General features: G+C 27.7%; 13 protein-coding genes. 6 read left to right on the forward strand and 7 right to left on the reverse strand.

The annotated features are described in order from the left end of the window. Positions 1–2: 2 nt before the first annotated feature. Complete coding sequence (gene metG / locus HNP67_RS00840; RefSeq protein WP_184124110.1) at positions 3–2207, reverse strand: methionine--tRNA ligase; 2205 nt, start codon at positions 2205–2207, stop codon at positions 3–5. Between the two features lie 164 nt (positions 2208–2371). Between metG and HNP67_RS00845 the strand changes: the two genes are divergently transcribed. Further along, complete coding sequence (locus HNP67_RS00845; RefSeq protein ID WP_184124112.1) at positions 2372–3169, forward strand: 5'-methylthioadenosine/adenosylhomocysteine nucleosidase; 798 nt, start codon at positions 2372–2374, stop codon at positions 3167–3169. A gap of 49 nt (positions 3170–3218) precedes the next feature. Continuing rightward, positions 3219–4256, forward strand: a complete 1038-nt coding sequence (gene pta / locus HNP67_RS00850; protein WP_184124114.1) for a phosphate acetyltransferase — start codon at positions 3219–3221, stop codon at positions 4254–4256. Here pta and rsmA read toward each other — a convergent pair. Beyond that, positions 4239–5084, reverse strand: a complete 846-nt coding sequence (gene rsmA, locus HNP67_RS00855) for a 16S rRNA (adenine(1518)-N(6)/adenine(1519)-N(6))-dimethyltransferase RsmA (protein ID WP_184124540.1) — start codon at positions 5082–5084, stop codon at positions 4239–4241. The genes pta and rsmA overlap by 18 nt on opposite strands. A 35-nt stretch (positions 5085–5119) precedes the next feature. Then, a complete protein-coding gene (locus HNP67_RS00860; protein ID WP_184124116.1) occupies positions 5120–6370 on the reverse strand; it encodes a ComEC/Rec2 family competence protein in 1251 nt (416 codons plus the stop codon). A gap of 115 nt (positions 6371–6485) precedes the next feature. On the opposite strand from HNP67_RS00860, the gene HNP67_RS00865 reads away from it, so the two are divergent. Together HNP67_RS00865 and HNP67_RS00870 are read left to right on the forward strand one after the other, a co-directional pair. Further along, positions 6486–7199: a CPBP family intramembrane glutamic endopeptidase gene (locus HNP67_RS00865; protein ID WP_184124118.1), complete on the forward strand. Its 714-nt coding sequence runs from the start codon at positions 6486–6488 to the stop codon at positions 7197–7199. Between the two features lie 26 nt (positions 7200–7225). Then, positions 7226–9163, forward strand: coding sequence for an AMP-binding protein (locus HNP67_RS00870; RefSeq protein ID WP_184124119.1), 1938 nt, complete (start codon positions 7226–7228; stop codon positions 9161–9163). 27 nt (positions 9164–9190) lie between these two features. Here the strand turns inward: HNP67_RS00870 and argS are convergent, their stop codons facing one another. From argS to HNP67_RS00885, 3 genes are read right to left on the reverse strand one after another with little or no spacing between them, the layout of a single operon-like run. Beyond that, positions 9191–10948 (reverse strand): arginine--tRNA ligase, encoded by a 1758-nt coding sequence (argS, locus tag HNP67_RS00875; protein ID WP_184124120.1) that lies wholly within the window; start codon positions 10946–10948, stop codon positions 9191–9193. Beyond that, on the reverse strand, positions 10941–11621 hold the full coding sequence (locus tag HNP67_RS00880) for a hypothetical protein (RefSeq protein ID WP_236845713.1): 681 nt from the start codon (positions 11619–11621) through the stop codon (positions 10941–10943). Before HNP67_RS00880 ends, argS begins: the two co-directional genes overlap by 8 nt. Before the next feature lie 21 nt (positions 11622–11642). Further along, positions 11643–13790 (reverse strand): methyl-accepting chemotaxis protein, encoded by a 2148-nt coding sequence (locus tag HNP67_RS00885; RefSeq protein ID WP_184124121.1) that lies wholly within the window; start codon positions 13788–13790, stop codon positions 11643–11645. Between the two features lie 277 nt (positions 13791–14067). Between HNP67_RS00885 and HNP67_RS00890 the strand changes: the two genes are divergently transcribed. Further along, the gene (locus tag HNP67_RS00890; RefSeq protein ID WP_184124122.1) at positions 14068–16275 is read left to right on the forward strand and encodes a methyl-accepting chemotaxis protein; all 2208 of its coding nucleotides are present in this window, start codon (positions 14068–14070) and stop codon (positions 16273–16275) included. A gap of 9 nt (positions 16276–16284) precedes the next feature. On the opposite strand, the gene murB is transcribed toward HNP67_RS00890, so the two are convergent. Then, positions 16285–17193 (reverse strand): UDP-N-acetylmuramate dehydrogenase, encoded by a 909-nt coding sequence (gene murB / locus HNP67_RS00895; protein ID WP_184124123.1) that lies wholly within the window; start codon positions 17191–17193, stop codon positions 16285–16287. Positions 17194–17244: 51 nt separating this feature from the next. Between murB and HNP67_RS00900 the strand changes: the two genes are divergently transcribed. Next, positions 17245–18687, forward strand: a complete 1443-nt coding sequence (locus HNP67_RS00900) for a cysteine--tRNA ligase (protein WP_184124124.1) — start codon at positions 17245–17247, stop codon at positions 18685–18687. Position 18688 lies beyond the last annotated feature (1 nt).

An 18688-nucleotide genomic window follows, 5' to 3' on the forward strand; every position in this document is an offset into this window, starting at 1 on the left:
TCTTAGCAAACTGTTCCGTTTGGAATATCTTTAGATAAAATTTTGTGCTTAGAATTTTCTAATATTAAATTTATTCCGTTTATTTTAAGCTCTCCGTTTTCTGTTACTATATTAGCTTTTAAAAATTTATTTATGTCAATTTTAGGTGGGTAGGCAAGATCTTTATTCTGATCGTTTTCGAGTATTATTCTCTCTCCAGCAATAGGATTTTTGATTGAATCTTCTACAATTATAACTTTAAAATTTTTATTTTTGTCCTCAGCAGCTATTAGCATTCCTTCAGATTTTATTCCTCTGAACTTTGCAGGCTTTAAATTATCTACTATTATTATATGTTTTTCCAAAAGCTCTTCTTCTGTGTAATACCCCTCAAGACTGCTTACTATTTGTTTGTCCTTGTTAGTTCCGTCATCTAGTTTTAATATGAATAAGTTTTTAGCCTCGGGGTTTCTTTCTATTTTGTTTATTTTTACAACTCTTAAGAGCACTTTTTCTCTAAATAAGTTTTCTGGCTGTTCTTTTTCTCTAAGCAGGCTTTCCGCTTGTTCTTTTTCTTTCATGTTTTTCTCTCCTGAATATTTTAGCTTTAAATTGTTAATTTTTTTTTGCTCTAGTTTATTGAATAATATTTCTATAAATTCAATTTTGTTAATTCCCGATTTAGTTCCAAGAATTTTGGTTGAAAATTGATAACTGTTGCCAAAGAATTGTTGTATCTTTTTGCTTGTTTCGGGAATAAATGGCATCATTAAAATAGATAAGTCTCTGATTAGGTATATTAAGTTTGAGATTAGTTCTTTTGTTTCTTGTGGAGAGTTGTCTTTTCTTTTCCATGGTTCGTTATCTTGAAATATTTTGTTTCCAAGGGATGAAATTTTAAGTATTTCTTTGAGTGCGGATTTTAGTTCTGTTTTTTTAAAAAGATTTAGTATTTTACTATATTTTGGTGTTATTTGTTTCCAAAATTTATTTTGAATTTCTATTGTTTCTATTACATCTCCAAAGAATTTTCTTTGAAATGTTAGCACTCTGTTTACAAGGTTTGAAAAATTATCAATAAGCTCTGTATTTACTCTTTCCATGAGATCTTGCCACATAAATTGAAAATCAGATTTTTCAGGTCTGTTATAATAAATGTAAAATCTCCAAATATCAGAAGGGATTCCTGTGGTAATAGCATCGTTTCCAAAAATTCCTGTTCCTTCTGATTTTGAAAATTTAAGATTTTCGTAATTTAAGTATTCACTTGATGAGAGTTGATTTAATGTTGTCCAATTTTCTTCACTTCCAATTTCTATGGAAGGGAATATAATTGTATGAAACAATATATTATCTTTCCCAATAAATTGTACAAGATTTACTTGATCATTGTTTTTCCACCAAGATTTCCAATTTTTGATAATGTTTTTGGTAATTGAAATGTATCCTATTGGAGCATCAAACCATACATAAAATACTTTATTTTCATAACCCTTTTTAGGCACGGGAATTCCCCATTTCAGGTCTCTTGTAATTGCTCTTTCTTTAAGCCCATCTCTTAAAAAAGCTTTTGTCATTTTAAGGGCATTAGTATTCCAATTTTTACTAGTATCTGGATTTTTTATCCATTTTTCAAGTTTTGTTTTTATTTTAGGAAGATCTAAATAAAGATGATTGGTTTTTTTTAAAATAGGTTTATTATTGCAAATTATGCATTTTGGATTTATTAGGTCTGTTGGATTTAGAAGCTTAGAGCAGTTGTCGCACTGATCTCCTTTTGCCATGCTTTGGCATTCTGGGCATTCTCCTATTACATATCTATCAGCTAAGAACATTGAATCTGTATTGCAAAAAAACTGTTCAGTTTCTCTCTCTTTTATATAACCGTTTTTTTCTAATTGCAGGAAAAAATTTTGTACAATGTCTTGATGGTGTTTGTTAGTTGTGCGACCGAAAATATCAAATTCAATATTGAACCATTTGTAAATTGTTTTATGTATTTCATGATATTTATTGCAAAGTTCTAAAGGGGTAGTCTTTTCAATTAAGGCTTTGGTTTCTGTGGCTGTTCCATATTCATCTGTTCCGCATATATAAAGAGTTTCAATTCCTGACATTTTCGAATATCTTGCAAAAGCATCAGCTGATAGTACTTGGACTAAATTTCCAAGATGAGGTATGTTATTAACATAGGGTAGAGCAGCTGTAACTAGATTTATTTTTTTCATTCAGTTTTCCCCTTTTTTAGGTTATTAATATTGTAATACGGATAGGATATTTTTTTTCAATACCTTTTACAAAAATTCTTTAAAAAGCAATTTTGTTTTGACTTGTTTTTGTATAAAATTGATATAAATATTCTTTTACTATTATTTATAAGGAGTGCAATTTTATGAATAATTATTTAATAAAACTTTTTCTTTTTTTATTAGTTTTTTCAAACGGTTATGTTGCTTTTTCTAAAAATATTAATGTTTTAATAATAACTGCTATGGACTCTGAGGCTGAGCAGATAAATAAGCTTATGTCTAATAAGGAAGAAATAGTGTTTAAGGAGTATGGTCTTAATAAAAAGATTGTAAAGGGAAAGTTGTCTAATCGTAATGTTATGACTATTGTTTGTGGGATTGGTAAGGTTAATGCAGGCGTGTGGACTAGCTATATTTTGTCAAAATACAATATAAGTCATATAATTAATTCTGGGGTTGCTGGTGGTGTTGTTAGTGCTAAATACAAAGATATTAAAGTGGGAGATGTGGTAGTGTCTTCAGAGGTTGCATATCATGACGTTGATTTGATTAAATTTGGATACAAAGTGGGACAGCTTGCGGGAGGATTCCCTCAAAAATTTATTGCCAATAAGAATTTAATCAAGAAAGCTACAGAGGCCGTTAAATCAAAGGTTGGAGATTCTAATGCATATTCAGGATTAATACTAACAGGAGATCAGTTTATTGACCCGGCTTATATTAATAAAATTATAGGAAACTTTAAAGATGTAATAGCTGTTGAGATGGAAGGTGCAGCAATAGGGCATGTTGCTCATATGTTTAATGTACCTTTTATAGTTATTAGGTCAATATCTGACATTGTAAATAAAGAAGGAAATGAAGTTGAGTATAGCAAATTTACTAAATTGGCAGCTTTTAATGCAGCTAAAGTTGTACAAGAAATTTTAAGAATTCTTTAAAAAATATTAAAATTCTTGCATTTATAATTTATATTGTATTTTTTTAAAGGTGTTTTGTTTAAAAGATTATGTTTTTAAGAAGGCAAGGATATTCGTAAAAGAGAATAAGTCCAGGGCCAATATAGTTTTCCCTGAAAGTAGTGATTCTAGAGTTTTAAAGGCAGCTGTTGTTATTTTGCAAAAAAATCTTGCAGATTCGATTATTTTGATAGGCAAAAAAGATCCTGTTATTAATTCTTTAAAAGAATTTTCTAATTGTAATGGTATTTTAGAAAGAATAGAAGTTGTTGATCCAAATTCTTTTTCAGATATTGAAATGTATTTGGATGAATATTGGACTTTGCTAAAGCTAAAAGGCGCTACTAAGCAAAGCTTAAGGGCCCAGGTTTTAGATGAAATTACTTTTGCTATGCTTATGGTAAGATTTGGTTATGCTAAATCTTGTGTTTGTGGAGCGATTTCAACTTCTGCCAAGGTTTTGTCTAATGCCTTAAGAATAATCCCCAAGTTAGAAGGTGTTAAGATTATATCATCTTTTATGATTATGGATACTTTAAGTATTGCTCGTAATGTTGATTTTTGTTTTGGACATAATGGAATCTTATTCTTTGCAGATTGTTCTGTAGTAGTCAATCCCGATTCTTTAGGGCTTGCAGAAATTGCATTGCAAAGTGCTAAATCTTTTAAAGATATTTTAAATGCCAAGCCCAAGGTTGCTCTTTTAAGTTTTTCAACAAAAGGGTCTTCTAGAGCTAAAGAAACTGAAAAAGTAAAGAATGCTTTAAATATTGTTAAGAATAAAGAGAGTGATTTGCTTATTGATGGTGAGCTTCAGCTTGATTCAGCCATAATAAAAGACGTTGCAGAGAAAAAATGTAACAAATCTTTGGTAGCAGGTTCTGCTAATGTTTTAATATTTCCTAATTTAGATGCAGGCAATATTGGTTATAAATTAGTAGAGAGATTCGCTTTTGCTAAAGCCTACGGTCCCTTTTTACAAGGTTTTTCCAAACCCATTAGCGATCTTTCAAGGGGCTGCTCTGTTGATGAAATTGTATTTGCAAGTGCTTTAATGATAAGCATTTAAAGTGTTGGAAATTTGTATAAATTCTTCAACAGAAATGTTTTCAGGCCTTTTGTCTAGATATTTTTCTAAAAAATTTTCCCTTAGAGTAGCTTTATTTGCGACGAAATTAATAATGGTGTTTTTTAATTTCTTTCTTCTGCTTGAAAATACAGTTCTAACCAATTTGTTGAATTCTTTGAAGTCTTTTATGTTGTTTTTTTTAGGAATTAATTTTAGTGTTGTAGACTTAACTTTAGGTGTAGGATAAAAATTGTTTTCTCCTATATCTAATATTTTAATTGTCCTGAAGTGTGATTGTACTAAGACTGTAAATGAAGAATAATTTTTGCTATTTATTTTTGCAGTTATTCTGTCGGCTAATTCTTTTTGCACTGTGAATACCATTTCTTTTAAAAAGTTTTCTTCAATTAATTTAGATATTACTTTTGATGCAATATTGTATGGCAGGTTTGAAAATATTTTATCAATGTTTTGATTTTCGTTTTTGTATTTTTTTAAAAAATCCCCTTTTATCAATTTAAAGTTTTTTAATTTTCCGAATTTTTCATTTAATATTTCTGAATATTTTAAGTCAATTTCAAATACGGTTAAAAGATTAGGTTTTTTTAGTAAAATCTCAGTCATTGCGCCAAGGCCTGGACCAATTTCCCAGATTTTTTCATTTTCTTTTATATCTAAGCTTTCTATTATTTTTTGCCTTATGCTTTCGTTTATTAGATAGTTTTGTCCCCACAATTTTCTTGGGGCGATTTTTCTTTCTTTTAATGTTTGTTTTATGCTAGCTATGCTGTTATAGTTGATGTTCATAGATAAAAGAGATAGTACCATATTATTTTCCATAATGCAGCTATTTTAAAATTATTTTAATTTTTTTTAGTTTCGTTATTATAAATAATGTAAGTTATAAGAAGAATACTTAATATTAAAAATAAAGGTATTTGGTGGTGCTTGACTATAAAGAATTTGCTAAAAAATGTTGCTGTAATTTTTATTGTTTGGAATATGTAGGCATTTATAAGGTCAAGGAGAAAAAACAAATTTAAGCTTAAAAAGTAAGTTATTAGGCTTAATATTGTTATTGCTAAGAAAATTAATATTAATGGAATAATTATTAAATTTGACAATATTGATATTGGTGTTAGATCAAAATTATTAACATAAATTACTGGTGAGGTGAATATTTGAATAAAAAATGTTGTAAGCATTGATGATGCTAGCCTGTTAAGACCATATCTATTTTTTAGATGAACTGATGCTGATATCCCTATTGTTGCAAGATAGGAGAGCTTAAATCCTATTGAATTTAGTGTTTCAGGGAATACAAAAGCATTTATTATAAAACTAATAGATGTGCAGCTTATTAAATTAATTTTGCCGTAAATTAGTTTGTATATTATAAGAGATTCTGTCATTAGAAATGCTCTTAGCGTTGAGGGTGCAAATCCAGCTAATATTAGATAATTTAATAAAATTATGCTTAGTATTAAGTATTTTAATTTTTCATTTGTGATTATTAAAAGCAAATAGTAACTTATTAAGCTTATTAGATAAAAATGCAGTCCAGATACTACTAAAATGTGGGCAATTCCTGCATTTTGAAATAATGTTTTTTCATATTTTGTTATTTCTGATTTTATGTTCAAAATTATTGCTTTTGAAAAATGGGAATAACTAGGATTTAATGTAGTAAAAAAATTGTTTAATGTATTTATGTATTTTTCTCTAAGCTTGGCAAAAAAGGGTCTTTTAATAAGTTTTATTTTTCGATTTTCAATTTTAATGATATCTCCTATTTTGTAAATATTTTCAATATTTTTGAAGCTAAATTTATATATATTTGATTTATTATCAATTACTTCTATAATGGTTTTTGAATATTTTTTAAAATTTTTAATAGTTGTTATTTGGTAAATATTTTTTTTAAATGTTTTGAAATTTAATCTAGCTTGAAAGCCCAATAATAATATTGTGCAAAAAATAAAACTAAGTGCTAAGTGTTTGTTATTTTTTATAATAAAAAATAATGCTATTATTGTGTTAAAATAAATTAAATTGAGTTTTAAATAGTATTGAATTGATAAGTTAAGTGAAATAAGTACAAATATTAAAATCATTTATAATATTCCTATTTTTATTTAGAAATAATTATATTTTGAATTTTAATTTGTTTTTATTAATCAATCAATACTCATTCGTTGACAATTAATAATTATTTAATTAGAATACTTTATGCAATTGTTAAAAAATAAATATTCATTAAATCGGGCTTTGCTTGATCTTTTTTTGGCTTACACGATTGTTTATTTGGCATCTCCTTTTGAAAATGTTAATTCAGAATTTTGGAATGTTGATAAAAATCATTTTTATTTTTGGCTTTCAAGATCTTTTTTAATTATTTTTATAATTTATTTTTTCAAACTTACCAGTTCTTATGATGATTTTAGAGTAGAGTTTTTTATTCCTAAATTTAAATTTATTTTTATTTGGGAGTCTGTTTTAATTTTTATTAAAACAGTATTGACTGCAATGATAGTTATTTTTTTACTAGCTTTGTTACTTGAATATCTGTTGCCAGAATCGGTACTTGTCTATTATTTCCAAAACAATACTGGATTTAATTGGAAGATTAGCAGTAAAAAAACATTTTTTTTAATGTCTTTTACCTCTTTTTTTACAGGGGCTTTTGAAGAGCTTTTTTACAGGGCTTTTGTTATTACTAAGTTTACACAAATGGGATTTTCTGTTGTAGTTGCTGCTATTCTTAGTAGCATGTTTTTTGCTTATGGGCATTTATATTATGGAATTTTGGGATTTTTGATTACATTTATATTAGGGATAATTTTTGCTTTTATCTATTTAAGGTATAAAAATGTATATTATGTGATTTTTATACATAGTTTTTATAATATTATTGTTAGCAGTCTGTTGCTTTTTTTAAATTAATTTTAAAATGTTATGAGGGGGATTTTATGAGTGATACTGTGCCCAAGCGTTTTAAAGAGGTGGTGGCTCTTTATAGTGAGCTTGATATTTTTATATATAAGGAAGGGGAATCGAAAAGTTTTAAGAAGCAAATATACGCTGATTTTTGGAATGAGACAAAAAGAGTGGCTTCTGGACTTTTGCATTGTGGCATTAAAAGGGGAGAAAAGGTTGTAATTATTTCTGATTCTAGAAGAGAATGGATAATAATCGACGTTGCTACTTTGGGGTTGGGCTGCATTGATGTTCCTAGGGGAAATGATTCTTCTGAGGATGAATTAACTTATATTATTAACCATTCTGAATCCACTTTTATTTTTGTTGAAAACAATAAGCAACTTCACAAAGTTTTATCCAAAAAACATGATCTTAGATTGGTGAGATGCATTGTTGTTATTGATGATGATAAATCTTATGATGAAAAAATAGGCAATATTGCTGTATTTTCTTATAAAAAATTACTAGAACTTGGAGCTGAGTATTTAAGAGCTAATCCAAAATCATTTGATATAGAGATTGAAAAAGGTTCTTTAAAAGACATTGCAACTATAATATATACTTCTGGTACAACAGGTATGCCAAAGGGAGTAATGTTGAGACATGAATCTTTTATTTTTCAATTAGATAGGCTTTATGATTATCTTCCAACGCTTAAACCCGGCAAGATAATGATTTCTATTCTTCCCCTTTGGCATTCTTTTGAGCGGGCTTGTGAGTATATAGTTGCTTTAAAGGGTATAGCGATTGCATATTCAAAGCCTATAGGTCCTATTTTATTAAAAGATTTTTTACTTTTAAATCCTCAAATGATTATTTCTGTACCTAGAATTTGGGAAGGTATAAGAATAGGTATTATTAAAAAGGTATCAGAATCTTTTATTAAGAAGCTTGTGTTTGGAGGGTTTTTAAAAATTGGAATTGTTTATGCAAAGCTTAAGGAGAGATTTTTAGGGCTTTCTCCTATTTATAAAAAAACCAATTTATTTATTTCACTTTTTTCAAAATTATTTTTATTTGTTGGGATTGTTTTAATTTTTCCTATTAAATTATTAGGCGATATTTTAGTATTTAAAAAAATAAAAAATGCCCTTGGACAAAATTTTGAATTTGGAGTTTCTGGTGGTGGAGCGTTGGTTGATTATGTTGATTATTTTTTTAAGGCTGTAGGGATTAAGGTCCTTGAAGGTTATGGTCTTACTGAAATGGGCCCTATTTTGAGTGTTAGGCGTCTTAAGGGCCCCGTAGCAAGAACTGTAGGGCCTATTTTGCCAGATATTGAATACAAAGTAGTCGGAGTTGATGGTAATGTTTTGCCTTATGGAGAAAAAGGCGAGCTTTGGGTAAGGTCACCACAGATAATGAATGGCTACTTTAAGGATAAGGCTAAGACCAATGAAGTTTTAACAGAAGATGGTTGGTTTAACACTGGAGACTTGGTTAGATTAACAATTAATAATGAAATTTCAATTGTTGGTAGAAGCAAAGATACAATTGTTCTTAGAGGTGGGGAAAATATTGAGCCCGAGCCTCTTGAAAGAGTTTTGGGTAAATCTTTGTTTATTGAAAATATTATGATTGTTGGCCAAGATCAAAAATTTTTGGGAGCCGTTATTGTGCCTAATTTTGATAATCTTGAAAAGTGGGCAAATTCTAGTGGAGTGTCTTTTTCTTCTAGAAGTGATTTATTGGCCAATGAGGACGTTAATAAACTTTATTCTAAGCATATCTCAGACACTATTAATACCAAATTAGGTTTTAAAAATTTTGAAAAAATAGTAGGCTTTGTTTTACTTCAGGAGCCCTTTTCAATTGGAGAAGAGCTTACCAATACTCTTAAGTTAAAAAGATATTATATATCCAAAAAGTATGAAGATAAAATAAAATTGATTTTTAGCAAAAGTGACTTAGATTTAAACGGATATTAGACAAGAAAATGTTGTAACATTTTCTGTCTACATTTTTAACATATAAGGGATATTGAGTAGGTACATGCAATTTTTTATTGTTTGTAATATGGCTTTTAAAAATTCGATTCTTGCAGCTGTTAAATCAGTATTGTTTATGTCTATTACTTTAACTTCTTGATAGTATGCACTAAAATGCTTTGCAAGCGAGTATGTATAGCTGGTAAGTATTGAGGGGCTTAAATCTTTTGCCGCCTTGATTATATTTTCTTCTAATTCCGATATAATTTTAATAATTTCCCACTCTTTTTCATGTTTTAAAAGTTCAAAATCAATTTTTTCCATTACAGGAATAGAAAGTGCATTGTATTTTTCAAGAATGCTATTAATTCTTGCTCCAACATATTGGATATATGGCCCAGAATTTCCTGTAAAAGATAGGCTTTCTTTTTTATTAAATACAATATCTTTATGTATGGCTGATTTTAGCAGATAATAGTGAATTGCTCCTAGTGCAATATTTAAGGCATTTTTTTTAGCACTATCTTTATTCTCAATTTTTTGTGTAATTTCAGGCATTATTGATTCCATTAGCTCTAAGATTAAATTATCCGCGTCAATTACATTGCCTTCTCTTGATTTCATTTTTCCATCAATAAGATTAACCATCCCATGTGACAAATGAATGAGTTTTTTGTTTTTAGAAATTCCTAATTTTTCTGATACAAAAAATAAGCTTTTGAAGTGCTGAATTTGTTCACTTCCAACTACATAAATCATTTCTTCAAAATTAAATTCTTTTGTTCTAACTGTTATATTTCCTAAATCTTGGGTAAGATAAATAGATGTTCCGTTTGATCTTATGAGCACTTTTTGTTTTATGGTAGTGTCTTCTTTTCCACCTGAGCCCAAGGGTAAGTCAATGCATATTGCACCATCTTCTCGTTTGTAACAAAATCCTTTTTTAAGCCCTTCTAACACGACATTTTTTCCAACTTCAAAAATTTCACTTTCAAGGTAAATTTTATCAAATGAGGTGTTTGTAATTTTGTAAGTTTCTTTTATTCCTTCAATTGCCCAGTTATTTAGTTTTTTCCAAAGTTCAATTGTGCTTGTATCTTTTTGTTCCCATTTTAAAAGCAGATCTTGAATTTCTTTTTCAGCATTTTCATTTTCTTGCGAGTATTTATTGTATTTAACATAAAAATCGCCAATTAAATGGTCTCCTTTTTTAAAAGCTTTTTCAGGGGTAATATCATTTCCAAATTTTTTGTATGCAAGCATTGACTTGCAGATATGAACTCCTCGGTCATTTATTAAGTTTATTTTTGTAATTTTTGCACCCACAGTCTTTAATATTCTTGAAAGACTTTCTCCTATTACGTCATTCCTAAGATGTCCTACATGTAGTGGTTTGTTTGTATTTGGCGATGAAAATTCTAATATTATTTTTTTATTGTCTAGATATTTGCTTGCTCCATAGGCATCTTTTTGGGCATTTACCATTTGTATTGTATTTTTTATATATTCTTTTCTAGGAATTTTAATATTTAGGTAAGGACCCATAGCTTTAATTTCGTATTTAGCTTTAAGGACTTTTATTATTTCTTCAGAGATGGTTTCAATAGGAAGTTTCAAGGTTTTGCTAAGCTCAAATATTAATATAGAAATATCTCCCAGATCACTTTTTGGAGGTTTTTGAATATTTATATTGATATTGGTTAGCTTTATGTTATTTAATAATGCTAGATTGGAAGCTACAATGCTAATTTCGTTTTTAATCTTTTTTTTAACACTTTTAATCATTTTTTTCCTCTTTAACGCTTTTAGTCATTTTTTCCTCTTTAACGCTTTTAGTCATTTTTTCCTCTTTAACGCTTTTAGTCATTTTTTCCTCTTTAACGCTTGTTAGTATATTGATTAATAGTAAAATTAAAGACGCTACAATAAAAATGTTTGAGCTATGGGATGACATTTTTGTATTTATAAGTCCTTTTATTATAGGTATTTCATTGTTAAAAAGCTTTAAATTTCCCGTGTTTAATATTTCTCTAATAAGTGATGTTATTGAGCTTAGAGCAATGAAAATTAAAATTGGAATTTTAGAATATTTAATTATTATTGATGGATTTTTTAAGATTTTAAAAGGTTCGTTTTTATGAAATGATATTATTATGGCTATTAAAATGGGTATTGAAAATTTAAATTCTTTGTATAGCGTGGGTGTTAAATAGAACATGAACAAGTAAGTTAGACTAGTAAAAATTCCTATTATTAATAGATATATCCCTAATATATGGCTTTTATATTTTTTCAGTTCTATTTGATTGATTATTAGGGCAGGAAGTATAATGCATATTGAAATCCAAACAGATGCGATACTAGCATCTAAAAAGTTTTTTGTATAAGCAAAAATAGGAAATAACATTAAATGGCTTTTAAGATATTTCTCAGTATTATAAAATGTCTTTTTTTGCATATTATTTCCTTTTAATCTAGTTTATTTGGTTTTAAATTGATCTGTACTTTCACTAATTCCAGAAATGTGACTTGAGTTTGTAGTTCCTAAAACCTTAATACGCTCAATTGCTTCTACTAGTTTATTAATCTCTTCTTTTAAACCTTTCATTGAGTTTGAGACCGTAATATTAATTTCTCCTAGAAGTTTAATAGTACTAATGATTTCTTTGTTGCCTCTAAACATATCATTTGAACCAATTTTTACTTCATATGTTATTTCCCGCATTGTATTTAAAGCCTTTAAAATTTCTTGGCTACCTATTGATTGTTCTTGCATTGTATGATTTATTTCTTCTATTACTTGAACAACTAAATTGATTGAGTCGAATATTTGGTTGAAAGCTTTATTTGTTAATTCAGAGGTGTTTACGGTTTTGGTTATTGAATCCATTATTTCATTAATTGATGAGGCAACAGATTCTGATTGTGATGTCACTTGTTCTGCTAGGTCTTTTATTTCTTCTGCGACAATGGCAAATCCTTTTCCAGCTTCACCAGCATGAGATGCTTCAATTGCAGCGTTCATTGAGAGCAGGTTAGTTTGACTTGCTATAGATGAAATTAAAGAGTTTGCTTCTTGTAATCTTGTTGAGTTTTTGAAAATCTCTTTGATTTGAGTAATAACTTCTTCTTGTTTTTTTCGCCCATCATCAGAGAATCTTTTTAGTTCTTCTGTGCTTTTTGCAGCTTTTTGAGTTATTTCTGTTATTGATTGTATTCCTCCTATCATTTCTTCGATAGCTGATGAGGATTGTTCAACGCTTGCAGCTTGAGTTTCAATTGAATTATCAAGAGATGAAATATTTTTTGAAAGACTTTCAATTATATTTGTTGTATTAGAGATGAATTCCACTTGTTTTTCTACTTCTTCTTGTGTTTTTTCTATGTATTGATTTGAATTTTTAATTGTATTATGAGTTTTATTTATTTCGCTAAATAAATGGTCTCCGTTTTCTTTAAGCAATTTTACTCGTTCTTGTAGCGAATTAATTACATGTTTTAGATTTTCAATAAAATGCCCAAAAAGATTTATTGTTGAGCTTATTGAATCTTTGCCTTTTGATTCGATTTTAAATGTTAAGTCACCGTTTTTAACTTTTGGAATGACAACATTGAGTTTGTCTATTTTTGATATTATTAAAGTTTTTATTGTTGATATCATTATTAATATAAAAATTATTACCAAAATAAATATAATGGAAAGTGAAACCAATCTCATATGTTTAAATTCTTTTGAAAATATGCTATTATAGTCTATTTTTATTCCTAAGTACCAATGGGATGTTGTGATTCTTGCTAAGGAGATTATTTCATTTGAATTGCTTGTATTGTAATTTGTTTTTCCTTGAGATAGTGCATTTAATATTTGAGTTAATGTTTTTGGGTTAAAGCTAAATATGTGTTTTATGTTTTTTAAAATTTCGTCTTTTCCTCCAAATGCATCCCCACTATTGTTTATTAAGTATACATTAAAGTATTTTGACGAGTTTTGGCTGCTTGCATTTTGTTCTAGCAAGGAGTTTTCCAAAAGCAGTAAAAGATATTCTTTTAGTTCGGCAATTTTTTCTGAAATGTCAGCATATAAAATAATATATCCAATATTAGATTTTTTTGAATCTGTTATTTTATATGCTATTGGAATATAAAAATTGTTATTTATTTTTACTAAACTGTTGTGAAGAATTGAAATTTGAAATGTATTTATGGCTTTGCCCAGAAGCAATTCTTTTAAGCTTATATATTGGCTGTTTCTTTTTTTTTCACTTGATGCGATTATGTATCCATCTTTGTTTGCATACTCTATTATTTTAATAAAAGACGGTAGTGTAATTAAAATTTTATCAGATACTAAGTGCTCTTCACTTTTGTTATTTAGAATTGCAGATTTATAATCATATTTGGTTGTTAATATGCTTAAAGCTTTTATTATTTCTTTAGATTCATCAGAAAAGCTTTTAATCATTGCTTGGTTAATGAATTTTGTGAAGTCTTGAAGTTCTTTTGTTATGATTTTTTTATAGCCTTGATCTAGTAGTAAAAAGGTTGTTGCAATAATGATTATTGTGTATGCCAAAATTATAAAATTGAATTTATAAAAAAGGCTAGAGTTAAGTTTCTTTCTTTTCACTAAGTCCCCTCAAAATTTTGTTTTTTCATAAAATTTTATAAAATTTTTAAAACATTAAATTTTTAGTATTCTATATGTTTTATTATATAATTATATATGCATGTAGCTAAATAATAAAATAATTATTTGCAAATATTTGAAGGATTTAATCTTTAAGATTTAGAAAGAAGGGTTTAATTTGCCAATTGTTATTAGTAATTATTTGTATATGATTTATGAAGGCGAAAGTTTTGTTTTAAGATTTTAATCATACTAATGTTATGTTTGGAGAGCTTTTATGACAGATGAGAATTTAATTGATGTTAATCTGAAAAATACTAAACGATTTCTTTATCTAGTTTTATTTGGATTCCTTTTTTTAAATTTTTTATTCATAGGCTATGCTTATATGAATTATAAAAATGAATATTTGGATCGCTTTAAATTTGATTCTAAGTTGTTTTTAAACAGTGTGTCTGCTGTTATTAAAGCTAAATATTTGGAATCTTCTAGGTTTCTTGAGGAGCTTGTAAAAGATAGCTATAGGTTTGGGATATTGGTTAATTCTTCAAAAAGTTTTCTTTTGTCTTCAAGTTTAAAATTGGGTGATAGTTTAGATGAAAATAGCGATTTGTTTTTAAAGTCAAGAGAATTTAGCTCCATAGATAAAATTTTTAAAACTATTCCTTTAGCAGAAGATTCGCTTGAAGGCATATTTTATATTCCTATAGGGAAAAATGTTTTAATATCAAATTCAAATTTTTCATCCTTAGGCTTAAAAGATGTTAGATTGGATCCAATTTATTCTGTTCCTGTAGAAAAAAATTCTAAATATTATTCAAGATACATGCAAATAGATGGGAAAATTTATTCTGTAATAAGTTTCCCAGTTAGAGATTCTGTTGCAACGTTGGGTGTAATAGGGATTTTAGTATGCTTTGATGAGTCGTTAGATATTATTGAAAGCCAGTTGTATTCTTCTCTTAAATTTGGCAGTAAAAATTATAACTTTTTTATGCTTGATAGAAATTATATGCCCATTTTTTTAAATTTTAATAATATTCAGACTAAATCTTTTTCTCCAACTTATAATGAGAATTTTTTAAGAAAAGTTATAGCTTATGCTAAAAAAGATTCTTCTAGTTCTCAGTACACCTTTAATTATGAAAGAGATTTTTATTCTTTAAACTTTGTAAAAACTGATGATTTTTTGACTCAAGGGCTGATTTTAAATGTCAATTCCATTCCTATTATGTTTAAATCAAATTGGGTTATATTCTTTGTATTTTTATTATTATCTTTTGCAATTATATTCTATTTGTGTAAAACTTTTGTTTTTTCATTAATTAATGATTTTAACAGAATTGTTGATTATCAAAAATCAAAAAGCGATCCTTTTAGCCTTGAGTCTCCCTTGGAGGTTAAGTATTCTTCATCTATTATTTCTTATATTAGCTCAAAGCTAGATAATCTGTCCTCTAAGAGTAATGAATCTTTTGAGAAGATAAAATTTTATTCTGAAGATTTGAATGAATATTTAAAACAAATAGAGATTGCTATATCAAATACTGAGAGTATAGATTCTAGCATTTTAGCTTACGAGCAACTAAGAGATACTTTTTCTAGATTTGAAAAGTCAATTGTTGATATTTTAAAAGGTTTTGAATCTATTGCTGATCCGATTAATGATCACAATAAGTATATATCAGAAATCTCTTCAAAATTTGAAGAGAATGTTAGTTTTTTCTATAGTATAGATAAAAATTTGGAAATTTTTAATAAGGTTGCTGCTATAAATTCTACTGATATTGAGAATATTAAAAGTAAGGTTTTTGATTTGAATATTGTTTTTGAAAATGTGAATAAAAACTTTGCAGATCTTTTGTCTCAAACAAATAGTTTGCAAAGTGTAAATAAACTTTTAGTTTCAATTTCAGCTCAGACCAATATGCTTGCCATGAATGCAGCAATTGAAGCAGCAAAAGCAGGTGATGCAGGTAAAAGTTTTGCAGTTGTTGCTGAGGAGATTAGAAAGCTTGCTATTAATTCTGGAAAATATTCTAAAACCATTAAAGATGAGCTTAAAACGGTAGATAGTATTATTGCAGCAATTAACTCAGAGATTGATACAATTTATAAAAATTTCATAGACATTCAAGATAATGTGGATAACAGTTTTTCAAGACATGAGAAAGTAGACCTTACTCTTGCTAAGCATTTTAAAGAAATTGGCGAGTTTAAAGAAAGGTATTTGTCTCACGATACTAAGATCAGAGATGCTAAGAATATGTATAAAGAAATATTTAATAACCATTATTTTGTTAGTAGCAAGTTTAATAACTTTAGCCAAGATTTAAAAGAGTTTAAAGTTTCTAAGATTAATTTGGATGCGGTAAGTTCTCTTCAAGAATATTCATCTTTGGTGAAATCTTCTAAGGATAAGATATTAAAGACAAAGGAATTGATTCAAAAGATTAATGATGAGATTAAAGATATTCTTTTTTAATATTTTTGCTTATTTGAATCCTATGTAAAGAACTTCTTCTTCAAGTAAAAACCCAGTTTTCAAGTAGACTTCAGCTTTTACTTTTTCAATTAAGCTTTTTATGTCGTTGGAAGTGGCATTGTTAATATTGATAATAAAGTTTCCATGATATTTAGATACTGTAGCACCGCCAATGCTTAATCCCTTGAGCTTGCACTCTTCAATTATTTGTCCACTAGGTTTGAGAAATGCTTTATTGTTTTTAAAAGTGCTTCCGCTACTTGGAAATAAATAATGACCTCTATTTATTCTTGATTGTTTATTTTTATTCATTTTTTCTTCAATAATTTTCTTATTGTCTTTTTTTAAATTCAATTCAATTTTTAATATGAAAAAGTTTTTATTTTGAAAAGGTGATTTTTTATACTTAAAGTCTTCTTTTTTAAATTCTTTGCAAATCATTTTTCCTTTATCATTTATAAATGTAATTTTTTTTAGTATCTCAGAGATTTCATTTCCAAAGCATCTAGCATTCATCCATACAGCGCCTCCTAGTGTCCCAGGTAGTCCATAGATAAATTCTAGGCCACTTAAGCCGTTATCAAGTGCAATTTTACATAAATTTTCAAAATTTGCACCACATTCGCCAATAATTTTATTTTCGTGAATTTCTATTTTGTTTAGATATCCGGTGTATATTATTGGAAAATCAAGCTCTTTATTATCATTGACTAAAATATTTGATCCTCCCCCAAGAATAAATAGTTTAATTTTTTCTTCTATTGCTGCTTTAAAAATATTTTCAGCTTCTTTAATATTTTTAGGGGTGAGAAATAATTTCGAAATGTTTCCAATTTTATATGTTGTATAGTCAGAAAGATTTTTTGTTTTAGGCTTAATATTGATTTTTTTAAGAAAATTATTTAGGCTTTTAGGCATACGTACTTAATAATAAATTAGATTTTTTATTTTTTCAATTTTGAGAAATGTATGATTTTGAAGTTATATAATACTAGAACAAAAGATTTTTCAGAATTAACAAATTTTGAAAATGTTAAAATGTATGCTTGCGGGCCTACTGTTTATAATTATGCACACATTGGAAATTTTAGAACCTATATTTTTGGAGATTTATTAATTAAAACTTTAAGGTTTTTAGGGTATAAAGTTGATTATGCTATGAATATTACAGATATTGGGCATTTAACAGGTGATCTTGATGATGGAGAAGATAAAGTTGCTAAGACTGCAAGAGAGAAGGGCCTTACAGCTTATGAAATTAGTGAATTTTTTACAGAGGCTTTTTTTAACGATTGTAGAAAATTAAACATTGTATATCCCGATAAAGTTCTTGTTGCAAGCAAACATATTCCCATCATGATAGAGGTTGTTAAAATTCTTGAAGAAAAAAAAATTACTTATTTTTCTAATGGTAATGTGTATTTTGATACTTCTTATTTTAAAAGCTATGGTGAGATGGCTGGCATTGATCTTATTGATAAAGATATGACCTTGTCCAGAGTTGATATTGATAAATTTAAAAGGAATAAAACCGATTTTGTTTTATGGTTTACTAATTCTAAGTTTAAAGATCAGGAGATGAGATGGGATTCTCCTTGGGGATTTGGTTATCCAAGTTGGCATTTGGAATGTGCTGCTATGAATTTGGAGTATTTCAAAGATACGCTTGATATTCATTTAGGAGGAGTTGATCATATTGGAGTTCATCATATAAATGAAATAGCAATAGCAGAGTGTTTTTTGAATAAGAAATGGTGTGATATCTTTGTTCATGGAGAATTTTTGATTATGGATTATAATAAGATGTCAAAGTCACGTGGAAATTTTATTACAGTTAAAGATTTGGAAGATCAAAATTTTTCTCCTCTTGATTTTAGATATTTGTGTTTGACATCTCACTACAGAAACCAATTAAAATTTTCATTGGATAATCTTCAAGCAAGCAAGATTGCTAGAGAAAATTTGATAAACAGACTAAGTTATTTTTATGAATCTTTGGATTCAGCTGATCTAAATATCCTTAACAAGGATTTAAAAAATTTTAGCTTTAGTGTAGAAAAAGAATATTATGATTCTTTTGTAGAAAAAGTTTCTTTTGATTTGAATGTTGCTCAAGGATTGGCTTTACTTTGGGAGATAATTAAATCTGAAAATCTAGGTTTTGGTTCAAAGCTTAGATTAGCTTTTATTTTTGATGAGATTATGTCACTTAATCTGAGAGAAGAAATTTTGAAAAATTTAGAAAACCATGATGTAGTTATTGATGAGAATATGAAAGCTTTAATTGAAGAGAGAAGAATAGCCAAATGTGAAAAAAATTTCAAGCGTGCTGATGAAATTAGGGACTTTTTTGCCAAAAAAGGTTTTGTTTTGGTTGATACTAAGGAAGGAACTAAGGTTAAAAGAGGCTAAT

It is taken from the genome of Borreliella californiensis (genome assembly GCF_014205885.1).
Classification (GTDB): domain Bacteria; phylum Spirochaetota; class Spirochaetia; order Borreliales; family Borreliaceae; genus Borreliella; species Borreliella californiensis.